Source organism: Nocardia canadensis (assembly GCF_032656385.1).
In the GTDB taxonomy this organism is placed as follows: Bacteria; Actinomycetota; Actinomycetes; order Mycobacteriales; family Mycobacteriaceae; genus Nocardia; species Nocardia canadensis.
The window spans coordinates 70457-86465 of sequence record NZ_JAVCWB010000008.1 but is presented as its reverse complement, the minus strand read 5'-3'; the positions used below and the strand labels follow the sequence as shown (position 1 = coordinate 86465).

The following is a 16009-nucleotide window of genomic DNA, read 5'->3' as shown; positions in this document are numbered from 1 at the left end:
CAGAATGTAGCCAACCGCCCGATTCCACCGGAACACCGGCTACTCTCAACAGATGTTGAGAGATAGGAAAATCAGGCGACGCAGCTTCTTCTCGCTCGCTGCCGCAGCGGGAGCGGCGCTGGCCGTGCCACCGGCCGCGGCAGCTCCCTCCGATGACGGGTCCAACGTGCGCTATCACGGGTATTCCGCCGAGGACGCCGCGCAACCGTATGCGCGATTCATGGCAGCACGCACTGATCCGCCTCTGGAGTCGGTGTCGGCGGCCTACGCCGGGCCGCCGACAGCGCCGGATCGGATTCCGGAGTTCTCTGTGCTGACAAACGATCTGGCTGCCGATGGCTACTCTGCAGTGGAAACGGGATACGGGCAGTCCACAACTGGAGTTGTATGGGTTGCGGTACATACGCCGATGCCGGGAGCCACCGCGGCGATGTGGGATTGGTGGTTCGGGTGGCATTCGATCGAGTCAGCGCGCTACAAGCTGTGGCATCCCGATGCGCACCTGTTTGCGAGCCTGGCCTCGGACCGCTCGGCCCAGCCGATCTCGGACCGGGACAAGTACATTGGCAACATCTCGTATGTCGATGAGTATGTCGGCCCGAAACTGCAGCAGCTCGCCATCGCTTTCAAAGATCCACTCATCCACGGGTTCGCGGTCCCGGCCGGGCAGACGGTGATCCTGGGACAGGTCGGCAGTGCGGTGGCGCCGGTCGATCTGGGGTGGCTTGCCCACCAGGTTCGCCCGATCGACGGTGGGTGCGAGATGCGCAGCCGCTTCTACCTCAACATCTACGACCTGCACACTCTCGACTCCGCCCAGGCGGGCCGCGCGATCCGACGAGGAGCGGTCGTCGATCCGGCGGACCTGAGGGTCGGCACTGACCTCGCACGTGAGTTGCTGCTGCATTGCGGCCAGGAGATGCATCACCTGTCGCAGTTCCTGCCGCAGCTGCATCACGAGTTCGGCACCTAGGCAGTGTTTCTAAAGTGATCAAAGACGTTGTCCACGTTGGCAAATACGCGAGGTCTCCGGCAATTGGTTGTATCGACCAAGATACAACTGAACCACCGGAGACCTCGTGGCCAGCGTAGCGGCAGCGCGGCGCAAGGACCTGACCGATGCACAGTGGGCTCGGCTGGAACCGTTGCTGCCCCGCGGCATCAAGCCAGGACGACCACCGAAACGGACCCGACGCCCAGCTGATCGACGGGATCCGCTGGCGGACCAGGGTCGGATGCCCGTGGCGCGACGTGCCAGCCGAGTATGGGCCCTGGCAGACCGTGTACGGCGTGTTCCGGCGTTGGCAGCGCGCTGGACGCTGGCAGGTGATCCTGAAACTGCTGCAAGCCTTCGCTGACGCTGCGGGCCGGATTATTTGGCAGGTCAGCGTCGACTCCACGATCCTGCGGGCACATCACCACGCCGCCGGCGCCCGCCGCGACAGCCACACCCAACGGCAGCCGCCGGCCGGTCCCGGCGAAATCGACGCGGCCGACCACGGGCTGGGCCGTTCCCGAGGCGGGTGGTCGACGAAGCTGCACCTGGCCCGCGAACAGGGCTGCCGGGTGCTGTCGATGCTGATCACACCAGGCCAGGCCGGTGACAATCCCCAGTTCGCGGCCGTGCTCGCGGCGATCTCGGTGCCACGGATCGGTCCCGGACGGCCTCGGACACGGCCTGACAGGGTGCTCGGCGACAAAGCCGATTTCTCGCGCGCGAACCGGGAACACCTGCGCAGCCGTGGCATCAAGGCCACCATTGCCATGCCCGCCGACCAGGTCGCGAACCGGCGTCGCCTCGGTGCGGCCGGTGGCCGCCCGCCTGGTTTCGACCATGAGGTCTACCGCGACCGCAACGCGGTCGAACGCGGTATCAACCAGCTAAAACAGCACCGAGCAGTCGCCACTAGGTATGACAAGCTGTCTGTTCGATACCTGGCCTCGGTCCACATCGCCGCGATCAATCAGTGGCTGGCAGAAGGTTGAGGACAGTCGATCGGTCGCCCTCAACTACTTTCAAAACACTGCCTAGATGCGTTCGTCGTCGCGTGTATCCCCTTGCCGCCTGCGCTGTCGCGATGCAGGAACGGACGTACGTACTGGGTCGACTGAGCTCACCCCGGGCACTAAACGGTTATGCATGGCGTAGCCTAAACCCCACCGCGCAATATGCCTATCCTCAGAGTCACCCCTATCGCAGCAGGAATCGTGTTGAACGGCAACGGGTTTACGAGTGCTGGCGAACCGACGACGCCCACCCCGGCTATGCCTGATGGAGGGCGCACCATGCGTGCAGCATGTACACATCGACGCATGCCGAATTCAGGAAACGGATGCGGGCGTGGATCGTCCGACAGCTCGCGAACGGTAGGCCCCTGGAGTGGTCGAATTCCCGAAGAGGGACTTCCACTTCGAGATCGATCGGAAGCCGACAACCCTCAGCCCTCTACTTCTGTCGGTGTTGCAGCACGTTCGAGGTCGGCGACGATGACCGCGTACTCAGGGTCTTCTGGATCGGGGACGTCATTGGCTCTGAAGGCAGCGACGACCGCGGGGTACTTCGCGAACTCGGCGAGGGAGCTGAGCGCACCGTCATAGCCCCAGTCGTTTCGGAAGAGTTCGCGAATGACGGCGGTCAGGATAGGGGTGATGAATTCGGGCGATGGTTCGCTGTCGAGCAGAATCTCGGCGATCGGCCCGAACACGGTGTCGCCTGCGGAATTCCAGGCCATGAAAGTTCCTTCCGATTGTCGTGTGTCTGGTCCCGGCTTCGGTTCGAAACCGGTCAGGCCGCAGTCGATACGCGACCTGAACTAGCGGATCATCGCAGGCTGCCCAAGAGCGGCTGCCTCTATCGGTTGATCGGTCTGGATACTCCGGTAGCGGACGTGTCCGTCGGAATCTTCCCCCACGTACCGTGCGAGAACCGCGCGTGGATGGGTCGGTGTGACCTTGATGTGGTCGTCGTCGGCTTCGACGATCCGGCCGCGCATGAAGCATGCGGATCGGCCGACGGTGATGGTCTCGGTGTCGAGTTCGATCTCGACACCGCGGATCAGGCAGAAGTCGAACTCGTCGTCGACGGCGAAGGTGGACGGCTCGTCGAGGGCGATCGGGAGTTGGTCCCAAGTGCAATGAACGAGTTGCCCGCTCAGCAGGTTGGCAGCCTGGATAAGGTCTCTCGCTTGCTCGCGGGTGAGCTGGGCAGGCATCAATAGGCGTCGATGTACGTGCTCTTGGACGGTGACCAGGGCCGCCGCGGATCTGGCCATCGCTTGCAGTTCGGGATCGGGGTCGCCGGTCATCGTGGTTGTGGTGTCGAAGGCGCGCGGCCCATAGACATTCGAGAGTGCGACGCGATTGGGGTGGTGCAGGGCGGAGATGAATCGCAGCGCATCGACGATGTCTTCGGGAGGTCGGCCAGCTATCTCGCTGGCCATCGCGATGTCGACTCCAACGCTGAGACCGTCACCGTCGTCGGCCCGCCGCCCCGCGGTCTCCACCAAAACAAGCCCAGAGGAGTCGCGCCACACCGTGCGGACGCCAACGACTCCTTCTGAGCGTTCAGTGCGCTGAACCTTCAACTCGGCCAGCACGCTGTCGGTGTCGGCATCCAGCAGCGAGAGCATGAGACCTCGGTCGGTGGTGACAGCGGCCTCATCGATCGTGATCGGCACGATGCGTACGGCACCATTTCGGAACTCTCCGCCAAGCCCGGCGGGGAGATCGAAAGATCCGCTCGCGGCTCCGCGCGGCATCGTCAACGGTGCCCCGTAGTCGATGAACCGCTGTAGGTCCTCGCACAATCCGGGCTGGTCCGCTGGAGCTGTCAGCCGGAGGTTTATCGGGATCGGGCGCTCTTCGAGAGCGGCCCACGTTCGCGCGTAGATCTTGGTGATCACCCAGACATCACCGTCGACCATCACCGCCGACACCGCCGTCAGCCCGCGATCGCCAGCAGACTCGTGCGATGGCGCCCGGTGGCTGACCTCAACGGCATACCGGTAGTGCGGATCGTGCGCGTTGATCGCTTGATAGATCCCCACCAGATCCGATCGCACATCGAAAGGCGTCAGCGGTGCACCGGGCTGGCGATTCTGCCGACCAGCCAAGATCGCCGCGAGCGAATCGACGGCGTCTGACAGCCGCTGCCTGCCGTCATGCAGATACCAATCGACTACGTTCGGATACGAGCTGGCAAGCAGATTGAGTCGGTCCAGATCCATCCAGCGGCACGGGAAGCCGGCATCCGCGGTGAACTCTGCGAACCATGCCAGGTTGGCGGGCGTAGGCAGCAGCGGGCAAACCAGATGCCACTCGTCGATCGACCACCCCTCGGCTTCGCTGGTCCGAAGAACTCGGGTAAACGATCGCTTGATCTGCCGCTTCTGTCCGTTCGTCAGATTCGTCGCGAAGTTCTTCACCTGGTAGACGGTGCGAGACCGCAGGACTCCCTCAGGGCCTGGAACGAACATGTCGATGCCGCCGTCGCCTTGCCCAGGGCGAAGCCTCTGCGCTGTGGGAACCTCGCTGCAAAGCAGCATCGAAGCAACCGTTTCGACCTGTTCACCAGACAACAGGGTCCACTCGACGCGCGCCATAGGTGTATCCGGTTCCTCTCGCCATTCCGGTCAGCGACCACCAGCAAACCACGAGCCTCCGACACGATGAGCGCTGTCAACTGTCCGTACAGTCCCCCTCGCACCCTGGATTCGAGGAATTGCTACAGATTGATTTCGAGGGCTTGAATGTGGCCGCCCGCAGCGACGGGGCCGGTGACGGTGGCCCCGAGTCGGGTTGTCGCGTCGGCGAAGTAGCGCATCGCCCCACTGGCGGTGACACGCTCGCGCCAACCGGTAGTACGCCGGTACCCGGCAGCCGACATCGTCCGGTCGAGTCCGTCCAGGTCGGCCGACACATCTTGCGCCGGTTGCAGGGTCCTCGACCAGCTTGCGCTGGTTCGGCCGCCGAAGGAGCCGTTGGCAGAGTGAACGAAGACCTCGCAGAAGTAGACATCGACAGCAACATCTCCGACGTCCAGCCGGGCGATGACGTAGAGATCGACTTGTGCCGTCATCGCTCACGCCCGAAACTCACATCGATGAACCACAATGTCTCGGCGCTACCCGAGGCATCTCGGGTGTCCGAGGTTGCCCCGCAGCAGATAGCGTCACCAACACCTCGAGAGGCCCGGCGGGCGACACCGCAGCGGTATCGGGCTCTGGCGATGTGCCGCAGTCGCCGCACCGTCGGCAACAGGGAATCGATGGCGACCTCGCTTTCACAACGAGGTGGACCAAATGATATGGAAGAAGTCATCTGAGGGCCCCTTTTCAGAATATGCATGCAGCGTTTCGCGGGCCCCGATCCCACCACGAACCCCATCAGGCACATAGAGCATTAGGTCCTCTCAAATCGGGACCATGGTTCCCAAAAGCAAGCCTGCTGACCCTGGATTCTTCGCACACCATCGCGACTCCGACTACATTCTGAGCGCCACATTTTTCGCACACAGCGCCCAACACCCGGGTTCCCGATTTCCCTCCCACCCTTCTATGTTGGCAGAGATTCCATCAGACTCGAACGGGCCGAGGGGGGTCTTCGACCGCCGTTCTTGGGGCGGTTCATCTATCCTGCAGAAGGTGAGATCTTCTTTAGCCATCGCTACCGCCCCTTGTAGATGTCACAGAGTGCGGAGCCTGAGGATTCACAAGCGCAGACAGGTTCTGATGGGGCTGCTGCAGGATCGGGTGACAGCGGTTAAGCAGCCTGTCGGGCTGCTGGGGACATGATGGTTTCGAATTCGATTGGGGTCAACCGGCCGAGCCTGGCCTGTCGCCGCCGCCGGTGGTAGGTGCGTTCGATCCAGGTGACGATCGCGATCCGGAGCTGCTCGCGGGTCTCCCATCGCTGTCGGTCCAAGACGTTGCGTTGAAGCAGGCTGAAGAGACTTTCCATGGCGGCGTCGTCGCCGGCCGCGCCGACACGGCCCATCGATCCGACCATGCGATGACGGTTGAGCGCGTGGACGAATCTGCGCGAGGAAATTGAGATCCGCGGTCGGTGTGGATCACGCAACCGGACACGTCACCGCGCCGGGCAACAGCACTGTTCACCGCGGTCACCGCCAGTCGAGACTTCATCCGCGAATCGATCGAGTACCCGATGATCCGGTTGGAGAAGACGTCTTTGACCGCGCACAAATACAGCTTGCCTTCACTGGTCCGGTGTTCGGTGATGTCACTGAGCCACAGCTGATTTGGTGCGTCGCTGCGGAAGTTGTGCTGTACCAGATCGTCATGGACGGGCGGCCCCGGTTTGCCGTTCTTGCCGCGCCGCGGCTTGCCGAACGCGCTCCACCACCGATTGTTCGAACAGATTCTCCAGGCGGTCCGCTCGCTCATCGATTCACCTGCTTCGTGGGCTTCGTCGGCGAGAAACCGGTAGCCGAATTCCGGGTCGTCGTGGTGCGCGTCGAACAACGCGTTGGCCCGGAGGGCTTCGGTGAGTTCGCCGGTGGTCACCGGATCGGCCAGCCATCGGTAGTAGGGCTGGCGAGCGAGCTGCAGCACCCGGCACGTCACCGCCACAGGGATCCCCTCGGCGGCAACCTCTTTCACGAGCGAGTAGAGCCTTTTCCCGGGATCTGAGCCTGCGACAGATACGCCGCGGCGCGCCGCAGGACCTCGTTCTCCTGCTCGAGCAACCGGATCCGGCGGCGAGCATCCCGCAGCTCGGCCGACTCACTGCGAGTGGTCCCGGGCTTGTTCCCGTCATCGATCTCGGCTTGGCGCATCCATTTCGACAACGTCATCGGATGGACCCCGAAATCGGCCGCGATCTGATCCAACGTCACTCCGTCGTCTCGGTTCCGGGCGACCCGCACGACGTCGTCGCGGAACACTTTCGGATACGGCTTGGGCACTGCGACATCCTCTCAGACCTGCCCCTCGGCAAGCCATCTCGGTTGTCACCTACCCCTGCAGCAGCCCCCGATGAGAACTGACTCGGGCTGCGTTGAGCGCAGTAGCCTGCCCCTCTACCCAGCTGTGGGTGGCGCGGAGGCTACCTCTCCCACACCAATGAGTTGTCGCGGACGACAGGGTGTACGCCCAGCAGGATCGTGCCCTCTTCCAGGCTGTCGGCCAGGGCTGCGAACATCGCGGTGACCGATGTCCACATCCAGCCCTCACCAGCGCCCTCGGCACTGAAAGGGCTCACGCAGCCCGACAGATCTCCGCCGCGCGTGTCGACGAACAGGGTGGCCCCGTCACGATCGGCGATAGGAATGAACTCCGGTAAGAACAGCTCACTGGCTGACCCGGCGGGCTCGGTGCCGCCTTCGCGGCTGGACGCGAACGGGTACTCGTCACAGTCACGGCCTTGGGGACGCGGGCTGGGCACCCGCGGATTGTCCTTGCAGGTGATGTCGCGGTTCTCGGTTTCGAGCTCCTTGGTGCCCTTGTGCAGGGGTTGGCCGCCGAGACCGCCCGGGACACCGGAGTTCTGGGCTGCCGCGATATGCCCGGCGAGCTCACCGTTGCGTCCTGGTTCGAAATAGGTCAGGACCGGCCGGATCTCGGGAAAGATGCAGAGCGTCGACAAGCTCTGTTGCTACTCGCGCACGTTCGAGGAGATGCTTGACCAATCTGCATGCAGGGTCGGTCGTGGACAAGACGAGGAGATTGAAGCTGCGAGCTGGGGTGACCGGGAAGACGGCAGCTGCGAAGGTGATCTCGTCGTTACATGAATGGCAGTGGTCGCGGATGCCATAGAGGCGCAACCAAATCCGGTGGTGTGCGTTGCTTGGCGGTTTGTCAATCCGGACCGCCGGCGGCGGTATATCGATCTGGTGGTAGTTGTGCCCGGAACGGCGGCACATGTCCTCGCATCGCCCACATAACACCGCCCACTCGCCGGGACTGCCTACCAACAACCCCTTCTCATCCATAACCTGGACTGAACACAGTGCACACGCCGCGCCCCAACGAGCCCGTCTACCTGTTCCTCACATGTCATCCCCTCGGATTTGTTCGTCTGGCCAGCAGGCTGTCAGGGCTCAGGGCACGTCCAGGATCTCGTCGAGTGCATTGCGGGCAACATCGAGGAAGGCGCGATGAGAGGACATGAAGTTCGTACCGGCTGTGTCGACTTTGCGGCGGAATTCGGTGACATCACCCGTAGTTGCATGCGCTTGTACGAAATCTTCCACGGCACAGACCAGGTCCCCGAGTTCGTTGAGGAGTGCATGGGTGGCCTGGGCGACGCTGTGAGGCCCTTCCAGGATGACCTTGTAGTGTGCCTGTTCTGCGCCCTTGAACAGTTCGCGGATCTCAGCCAATCGTGCTTCGTCAACGGCGACTGGTTCTGGCTCGGATCGTAGAACCCGGAAGTATCGCTGGTTGGCCCGATCTGCGCTGCTCAGAGCCTCAAGTAGATCAAGGTATGCGGTTTGGCGTCGTTCGCGACGCCATCGCAAATGCTCGGACCGCAACTCGCGTAGTTGCCCGTCTGCGTGCGCCTGTTGCTCGCGAGCGTGCTGGCGTTCCAACGCTGCTTGACGTCGTCCGTCCGACTTCGCTGCTATGGCCGCAGTCAGCGCGGCTCCGATTGCCGTGCCGAAGATGCCCACGGCTGCGATGAGAACACTGATCACTGGATACCCTCCCCGGCTCTACACGAACTGTATGCGTGATTCGGGCAGTCAACCAGGTGAATCGCGAGGGTTGTACGGCAGTAGTGGGATTTCGAAAGATGTTAGTAGACAGTCAGTTACGGCGTTGACTAGCTTCACCTTCTGCAGTGTCGGCGGCGATCGTCGGCAGTGCGGGCACTGCCGGTGGCCGAGCAGTGAGCGATCGTGACGTCGACTTCGGAGCTCGTGGGCGAGCCCGAACTCCGCCAAGGTCGGCAACTTCGTCGTGCTGCGAAAGCGCACCGGACAGCGCTTCCAGGGAAGGGAGTGATCGAACCGAGCTCAACCGGCTCAAGGAGTGGCGGTGCTCGACATTGGCTCGGTGGCTGATGGCCAGACCACTCCGACATTCGGGTTCGCGGCCAGCGCATTTCGCGGATTTTCGCAGTTCCGAGCAAGGGGAGTGTAGACGGGACACGACTCGGCGGGGTGAGCGGTTCACGGCACATTGCGGGGCGCGAGACCGCGGCATTGGGTGGCGAGCCCCCTAGGGTTGCGGCAGCTCGTATGTCATCCTTGCTGATTCCTAGGCTAGCGATCGGCGCAGTCGTGAGCGCTCCAGCCCCAACCGTGCGTTGTGTGCGACCTGGAACTGACCCAGCTACGTCGGTGCCACGCGGTCTGTGGTAGGTGATAGCATGCGTCGGCGGATTGCGGGGAGGCGCCGCGATGGTTTGTTGACGTTCAGAGGGGGACTCGATGACGGTGGACGGTCTAGGAACTCCATCCTCGCTCGGTGGAGTTCCGGCTCCTCTAATACAGCTCGGCGGCAATGCGGCGGCTGTAGCCGCTGTCGCCGCTCAACAGAAGGTCTCGGCAGCGCAATCTCGTGCGAGTGCCACCGACCAGGCGTTGCTGGCCAAGAACGCTGGTACCGACGCCAACTTTGTCACCAGCGAGGAGAACTTCGGCTCCTTTTCTCACGCCGAGATCTACCAGCACGCCCAGGCGATGAACGTCGAAGGTCTGCATACGGCCCATACCCTGTGGTCGGCGGAATGTACGCGATTGTCGGATCTGTCGATGTCATTGCAGACCTCGCTTCTCGGGTTGATGAATGACGGGGCGTGGAAAGGTCAGAGCGGCGATGCCGCACGTACCGCCGTTGGCGCGCTGGGCGGGGCGACAAGACAAGCGGCGGATGTCTTCTCCACGGTGTCGGATCGGCTCGACGCAGCCGCGTGGGCGGCCGAGGCCACTCGGCTCGCAGTGCCGCCGCCGACAACATCCTCGGCGGTTGCGGCGCCGAACCCGGATGATCCGACGTCGATGATCATCCCCGGCCTACTCAATCCTGCGACGGTGACTGCGGATCAGGACGCGCAGACCGCAGCGGAAAATGCCGCACGAGCGACAATGAACACGCTGTATGCCCCGTCGTTTCCTACCACGGGAGACACCGTACCGGCCTTTGGTGAGGCGCCTCGATTCGGCGAGAACGGCGGCCCGGTCACAGATCAGGCATCTCCAGGCGATCCCGGATCGAACACCCCCGATCAAGGCAGCCCGGCGGAGTCGGGCGTGCCGGAATCGGTAGCGCCGACATCCGAGGAACCAGCAAGTACGACCCCGGAGTACACCGACGCCGATGACTCGTCCGGCGCTACAGGAAATACGGCCGACGACGGAACATCGTCAACAGATGACGCCGGGTCGACGACGGCAGCGAGTACCGCCGCCGCGCCGAGTACGCAGCTCGCGCAACCTGGCGGTCAGTCGTCCGCCAGCCCGAGTCCGGGTGCGCCCAACTCCGCAGGTTCGCTGGGCGGCTCGGGCTCACCAGTCCTGGGCAGGCAGGCACCCGCTGTGCCGGGCAAGGCCGTTCCGGCTCCGAACACCACGCCGGTCGCGCCCCGCTCTGCCCTGGGCGGACAGTCAGGATCGGCTCGCGTCGCTGGTTCGCCGACCGGAATGGGGCCGATGGGCTCCGGCGGTGCCGGCGGCCGCGGTAAGGCTGGTGACGACGAGGCGGAACATCGAGCACCCGACTACCTGCGGGGTGTTCATCCCGACTGGCTGGCCGGGACAGAAGCTCCACCTGCGGTGTTCGGCGCCGACGCGGAATCCGCACGTCCGGTTGCCGGACCGTCGCAGCCTGCCCCGAGCCCAGTTCCTCCACGCGTGTTCTCGACTCCTGCGGTACGGCACGAACCCGAGTTCGCCCCCGCCCCGGTGCCGTCCGCTCCGGCCGTCCCTGCAAATGCTGCCGACTCCTACGTTCAACCGGATGTCCCGGCTCGGCCCACAGCTCCCCCGCCTAGCGAAGCCGAAGCACCACAACCCGAGCCACCGGCGCTGTCCGCCGAAATCGCCAGCCTCCTCGCCCAGCATGGCCTTTCCGGGACTGCACAGACGAGTACACCAGCGGGTGATCCCCGGTGACCGCACCCGTGACGTGGACGCTGACTCCGGACGAGTTCGCAGCGCTGTGGCAGCGGGAAACCAGCCTTGACGCGTTCGACTACCCCAGCCCGATCGTGATCCGAGAGACGTTCTCGACACGCAGCGAACAACAGCGCTTCATCACCGACACGATGCCCGCGCGATACCCGCACGGCCACGACCAAAGCCTGTCCGCCGCGTTTGCGGTTCTGGCGGGCGCTGACACCCAGCTGCGTTGCACAGGACAGCTCGCCGGTGGACTTGAAATCCGTGCCCACGGTGCCGCGTTAGGAGCTATCGGTGTCGTGGCACACCAGTACGCAACGGCGTCCGAGCCATCGACGCCGATCATGATCACGCTGATTCGGCGAGCCAACGTTCCTTCGCAGCTGTGTACCGTTCTCCCACCGACTCCGGCGGGTGCCGCAGAAGCAATGCTCGGTTTTACTCCCAGGGTCCGTGGCGAAGAACCACCGTCCCGGTGGGGGTTGATGCCGGATGGGCAAGCACCGGTCGAGGAACAGATCAGAAACCTGGTCCGCCAACGCCGTTCCGGTGAAGGGCACTTCGCCATTCTCCGCGGCCTCGACACTGCCCACCCCCATCCCCCTCGCTATGCGAGCTTCATCGATGTCGCCGCGGGCCGACCGATGAGCGGACGATACTTGATCACCGTTGACGACCATGACACTCGGGTTGTTCCGGTGTCGCCGACGACGCTTCCTCGCGAACTGCTCGCACACGTCCGAGAACCCGCCTCGTCCAACGAAAGGAGTCTCGGTGGCTGAGGAGATCAACTACGGGCAGGCGGACATCACTGCTTTCACGCAACGCGCAAGTGCCGGTGAATTCAGTTTCGAACCCGATGCGGCCCGAACAGCGGTCAACCAGATCAGCGACTATGTCGAGGGGCTGCGACAATCCCTCACCCAGATGTCGCGCGGTGAGGAGGTGAGCGGATTCGGCACACTTCCGTCTGGCATCGAACTTCAGCAGGGGTTCCGAAACAAAGCGCACTCCGCCCGGGACGCGATCACTCAACTGATCCAAGGGGCGATGCAAATCCAGGAAGGGTTCCTGCGAGCTGCAGGCCTGATCGAAGATGCCGATGACCTGAGTGCTCGCCGCATCAGGTTTGCAGCACAAGCAGCTGAGGAGCAGCAGTGACCGCACGACGCCGATACCTGGTTCTTGCTGCAATGACAGTGGCCCTGGTGCCGGTCTCATGCACACCGCAAGCCACAGATGCGCCCAGCAGTCAATCGAACACCCCCCCTACGACAACCCGCGCGATCGCCGCACCGGTCGGCGACCCGCCCCGACAAGGCGCAGGGACGAAGAGCCCTGTTGGCTGGGACCCCTGCGTGGAAGTACCCGACTCGACATTGTCGGGAATTGGCTTCGAGCCGACAACTCGCAAGCGATCCGATGCCATCAACTACGACTACGCGTTCATAGGGTGCCAATTCGACCGCAGGGAAGATGTTCGCGGCCAGATTCGATCGACGGGGAACCTGTTCATCGACTCGGCCAATGTGAGCATGCAACAGATACGCGAACGCGAAAAGGAAGAGGAATTCACCGCTAACGGACGCGCTGGCATACTCTTTCGCGATCGCGCAGCATTCTCGTGCACGGTTGTACTGCCGGGTCCTGATGGTGTCGTTCAGATCAAGGCATCAAGCTTTCCCGAATTCACCGATTGGGACGCCTGCGACCATGTCGACGAGGTTGTCGGCGCGATCGAACCTCTCATCCCGAAATAGCGGAAGCAGACAAGGAACATAATGAACTCCCTGGATCCACTTCCGCAGAAGACAGCAACTTTGGTGTCGGCACTGACCTCGGTACGCTCAACAGCGACTGCCGCCGACGGACTCATTCAGGTCCACGCCAGCGCCGATGGTGAGATCAGCGTCAATATCGACGACAAACTCCTGGTGCTCGGTGGTGCGGGACTCAGCAAACTGATCACTGAGCTCGCCGCCCACGCGTTGCGCACCGCACGGACGAACGCACACGCCGCGCTGGCGGAGTTCAGGTCCGACCCCCGGGTTGCAGGGGCCGTCGCGCATACGGTCGATGCAATGAACACACCATTTCAAGTGCAGCCACTGCCGCACAACACTTCCCACCGATCCGGCGATGAGCACCCACCGCAGTCGGAACCAGGATGGCCAGCGCGGGCTGAAGGCGAGTTCACGCACCGGAACAGCTGGGGGAGATAGATCATGGGCAGCGGCCTTGCAGATTCGCTCAATATCAACGCTGACGACGCGCTTGTTCTCGCACAAGGAATGCGTGGCTACGCGGCCGACGTCGCTTACGGCACTGTGGCACCGAGTACCTTTGGATCAGCGGCCAACGCGGTCCGATTCGGGTTCGCCGACTTCCGGCTGGCGGACGTCTGTGCGACCAAGTCCTCCGAAACTGCCTCGGCGAATAGCGCTTTGAGTGATGCGCTGCAGGCAATCGGTGACAACACGGTCAAGTGTGTCGATGCCTTCCATCACACCGACCACGCCACCAAGCTACAGATCGACAACGTGACCACTTGGAAGACCGGCTCGTGACCGCTCCAGCGACGAAAAACCAGGCATACGCAATCCAGCCGGGGGCCCTGTCTGCTCAGGTCGCCGAGTGGCGTTCCCTGCACGACCGGATCGTCGCGAATCTTGATCTGGCACAACGTGATTACGCGGGATCGACCAGCTATTGGGTCGGGAACGCGGGTGATCGTGCCCGTGAAACGACAACTACCACGGTCACCGAGGGACGTAAGATCACTACCGCGCTCAACAGCGCAGTCACTGCGGGGACCGACGGCCAGACAACCATCACCACCGCCAAGAACACCGCGACCGCGGCGATTGATCTGGCCGAGAAGGAAAAATTCACCGTCGCCCAGGACGGCACCGTCACCGCTCCCGACGCTCGGCTGTCACTACCCGACGCGAACGCCGAGGACATCACCGCCGCACAAGCCGCGCTTGACGCGACCGCGAAGAACGTGTACGAGCCACCGATCAAAGCTGCCCTGCTCAGTCTGGGGCAGGCGATCGAGGACACGACGGTCGCCATCGAGAAAGCGTTCGAGAACGTCGGCGCCATCAAACCTGTCGCCCAGACGATTGAAGTGAGTCTCGGCGAACGTAGCCAACAGGTGCAAGACATTCTCGACGGCAAGTCGAAACTTCCCGAGGACACACAGGAGTTCCACGATCTGTGGACCACACTGTCCGACGAGGACAAAGACGCCCTCTGGAACCAGGACCGCTACCTGGGCAACCGAGACGGGATGCCGGCCACCGACCGCGACCACTACAACCGGCTCACCCTCGATGAACAACTCACCGCCGCCCAAACCGCACGCGCCGAAGCCGACCGGCTGAAGGCTGAGCATCCCGAGTGGGACCTGTCGGTCGCACCGACCGGGATGGGCGATGCGCAGACCCTGCCCGAGGACAGCGTCGCGGACTATCAGACGTGGCTGGCGAAGATGGAGGAGTCGCGCCATCTCGACGATCTGACCACCACGGCTAAGGTTGCCGACTCCGCGTCTCCTTCCGGTGAGCCGAGGATGCTGCTGGGAATGGATGACAAGTCAGGTCAGCGGGTCCAAGCGATCGTCGCGGACGGCAATCCCGATACGGCATCTCATGTGACGACCTACGTCCCAGGTACCGGTTCGCAACCCTCGAAGCTCGAAGGCGACATGGTTCGGGTAGATCAAATGACCGCGCAAGCTGAATACGCTGGCGCTTCAAAGCCGGTCACTGTCGCATGGATGGGTTATGACGCGCCGCCTGCGGTGGTCAGCGATGCGACGCAGCGTGACTACGCGCAGGCGGGTGCTCCGGCGTTGAACGCGTTCCAGGATGGCTTGCGGGTAACCCATGAAGGTGAACCATCCCGCAACACTGTGCTCGGACACAGCTACGGCACGACCGTCGTCGGATTGTCGGCAGCCGAGGGACGCACGCTCGATGCCGATACCGTCGTGTTGGTAGCCAGTCCTGGCGCAGGTGTGGATTCTGCGCGCGATCTCAGCCTGACTGGTGTCCCCGACGGGCAGCAGTACCAGCATGTATTCTCCACCCGAGCGGAGAACGACCCGACTCCGCTCTACGAGAACCTGCCCGGGTGGATTCCCGGAGTCGACCGACATGGCGAAGACCCGACCGAGATCGAATTCGGCGGGCAGGTGTTCACCTCCGATCCCGGCACAAGAACGCCGGTCGTGGAGTACAGCGGCGATTCTCACAGCGAATACTGGGAGCCGGGAAGCACATCTCTTGTCAACATGGGCCACATCATTGCGGGCAACCCAGGCAAGGTGACTTACGAGTGAGCAAATACCAGCGATTGATCCCGATCGCGTTTGTCCTGCTGCTCGCTGCAGCAGGTTGCGGATCGCCATCAGAAGGGCCACACGTGCACGAGTCACTTACTGCGGTAGATGCACAGTTCAAGATCCGCGCGTACATGTCGGAAGTACTCGCCGAACTCCCGGCTGGCGCAGCATTGTCGAAGAAGCCCGACAACCCAGATCTCGCGACCACGAAGCACCGTCGGCCTCTTCCCAACCCGTGTTGGGAGGGCAACGTTCAGTCGAGCGGCCCTCGCTACCTCAGCATCGGGTACTGGATCACCGGTCTCCCGGCTGGCTCGACAGCCGAGTATTTCGAGCGGATCCCCGCCATCTGGCAGAACAAGGGCTGGGCGACAGAGACCAACGACGTCTCGGATGTGGCGAAAGCGAAGATCCCGGACGGTTTCGGTCTCCAACTCCAAGACGCCGGCAAGGGTGACGGCTCGCTCAGCCTCACCGGATTCTCCCCGTGCCTGCCGGAATCGACGATCGATGCCATGGAGGACGACCCGTTCACGATCCCGCACCCCTAACGAAAGGCAACCGGGCTGGCCCGCCAC

Annotated in this window: 14 protein-coding genes and 2 pseudogenes; 10 read left to right on the top strand and 6 right to left on the bottom strand. The window is 63.1% G+C overall.

The annotated features are described in order from the left end of the window. Positions 1-52: 52 nt before the first annotated feature. Together Q7X29_RS14065 and Q7X29_RS14060 are read left to right on the top strand one after the other, a co-directional pair. A complete protein-coding gene (locus Q7X29_RS14065) occupies positions 53-973 on the top strand; it encodes a DAPG hydrolase family protein (RefSeq protein WP_316574291.1) in 921 nt (306 codons plus the stop codon). Positions 974-1079: 106 nt separating this feature from the next. After that, positions 1080-1986, top strand: a pseudogene (locus Q7X29_RS14060) (IS5 family transposase). 452 nt (positions 1987-2438) lie between these two features. Here the strand turns inward: Q7X29_RS14060 and Q7X29_RS14055 are convergent. From Q7X29_RS14055 to Q7X29_RS14030, 6 genes and pseudogenes are all read right to left on the bottom strand, one after another. Continuing rightward, positions 2439-2732, bottom strand: a complete 294-nt coding sequence (locus tag Q7X29_RS14055) for a hypothetical protein (protein ID WP_316574289.1) — start codon at positions 2730-2732, stop codon at positions 2439-2441. Positions 2733-2813: 81 nt separating this feature from the next. Then, positions 2814-4601, bottom strand: coding sequence for a hypothetical protein (locus Q7X29_RS14050; protein WP_316574288.1), 1788 nt, complete (start codon positions 4599-4601; stop codon positions 2814-2816). A 122-nt stretch (positions 4602-4723) separates the two neighbouring features. Then, a complete protein-coding gene (locus Q7X29_RS14045; RefSeq protein WP_316574287.1) occupies positions 4724-5077 on the bottom strand; it encodes a hypothetical protein in 354 nt (117 codons plus the stop codon). Between the two features lie 683 nt (positions 5078-5760). Then, positions 5761-6925, bottom strand: a pseudogene (locus Q7X29_RS14040) (IS3 family transposase). Positions 6926-7065: 140 nt separating this feature from the next. Beyond that, positions 7066-7605 (bottom strand): NucA/NucB deoxyribonuclease domain-containing protein, encoded by a 540-nt coding sequence (locus tag Q7X29_RS14035; protein WP_316574286.1) that lies wholly within the window; start codon positions 7603-7605, stop codon positions 7066-7068. A gap of 454 nt (positions 7606-8059) precedes the next feature. Then, the gene (locus Q7X29_RS14030) at positions 8060-8656 is read right to left on the bottom strand and encodes a hypothetical protein (RefSeq protein ID WP_316574285.1); all 597 of its coding nucleotides are present in this window, start codon (positions 8654-8656) and stop codon (positions 8060-8062) included. Positions 8657-9394: 738 nt separating this feature from the next. On the opposite strand from Q7X29_RS14030, the gene Q7X29_RS14025 reads away from it, so the two are divergent. Genes Q7X29_RS14025 through Q7X29_RS13990 form a run of 8 tightly spaced genes read left to right on the top strand, consistent with a single transcriptional unit; the run spans position 9395 to position 15982 of the window. Then, on the top strand, positions 9395-11077 hold the full coding sequence (locus Q7X29_RS14025; RefSeq protein WP_316574284.1) for a hypothetical protein: 1683 nt from the start codon (positions 9395-9397) through the stop codon (positions 11075-11077). Next, positions 11074-11865 carry a hypothetical protein gene (locus tag Q7X29_RS14020; protein ID WP_316574283.1) on the top strand — a complete coding sequence of 264 codons (792 nt, stop codon included), beginning with the start codon at positions 11074-11076 and terminating at the stop codon, positions 11863-11865. The genes Q7X29_RS14025 and Q7X29_RS14020 overlap by 4 nt, the downstream gene beginning before the upstream one ends. Next, the gene (locus Q7X29_RS14015; RefSeq protein WP_316574282.1) at positions 11858-12244 is read left to right on the top strand and encodes a hypothetical protein; all 387 of its coding nucleotides are present in this window, start codon (positions 11858-11860) and stop codon (positions 12242-12244) included. The genes Q7X29_RS14020 and Q7X29_RS14015 overlap by 8 nt, the downstream gene beginning before the upstream one ends. After that, positions 12241-12843 carry a DUF3558 family protein gene (locus Q7X29_RS14010; protein WP_316574281.1) on the top strand — a complete coding sequence of 201 codons (603 nt, stop codon included), beginning with the start codon at positions 12241-12243 and terminating at the stop codon, positions 12841-12843. The genes Q7X29_RS14015 and Q7X29_RS14010 overlap by 4 nt, the downstream gene beginning before the upstream one ends. A gap of 21 nt (positions 12844-12864) precedes the next feature. Beyond that, complete coding sequence (locus Q7X29_RS14005; RefSeq protein WP_316574280.1) at positions 12865-13305, top strand: YbaB/EbfC family nucleoid-associated protein; 441 nt, start codon at positions 12865-12867, stop codon at positions 13303-13305. A 3-nt stretch (positions 13306-13308) separates the two neighbouring features. Continuing rightward, positions 13309-13650 (top strand): hypothetical protein, encoded by a 342-nt coding sequence (locus tag Q7X29_RS14000; protein WP_316574279.1) that lies wholly within the window; start codon positions 13309-13311, stop codon positions 13648-13650. Next, on the top strand, positions 13647-15428 hold the full coding sequence (locus Q7X29_RS13995; protein WP_316574278.1) for an alpha/beta hydrolase: 1782 nt from the start codon (positions 13647-13649) through the stop codon (positions 15426-15428). Before Q7X29_RS14000 ends, Q7X29_RS13995 begins: the two co-directional genes overlap by 4 nt. Next, positions 15425-15982 (top strand): hypothetical protein, encoded by a 558-nt coding sequence (locus tag Q7X29_RS13990; protein WP_316574277.1) that lies wholly within the window; start codon positions 15425-15427, stop codon positions 15980-15982. The genes Q7X29_RS13995 and Q7X29_RS13990 overlap by 4 nt, the downstream gene beginning before the upstream one ends. Positions 15983-16009 lie beyond the last annotated feature (27 nt).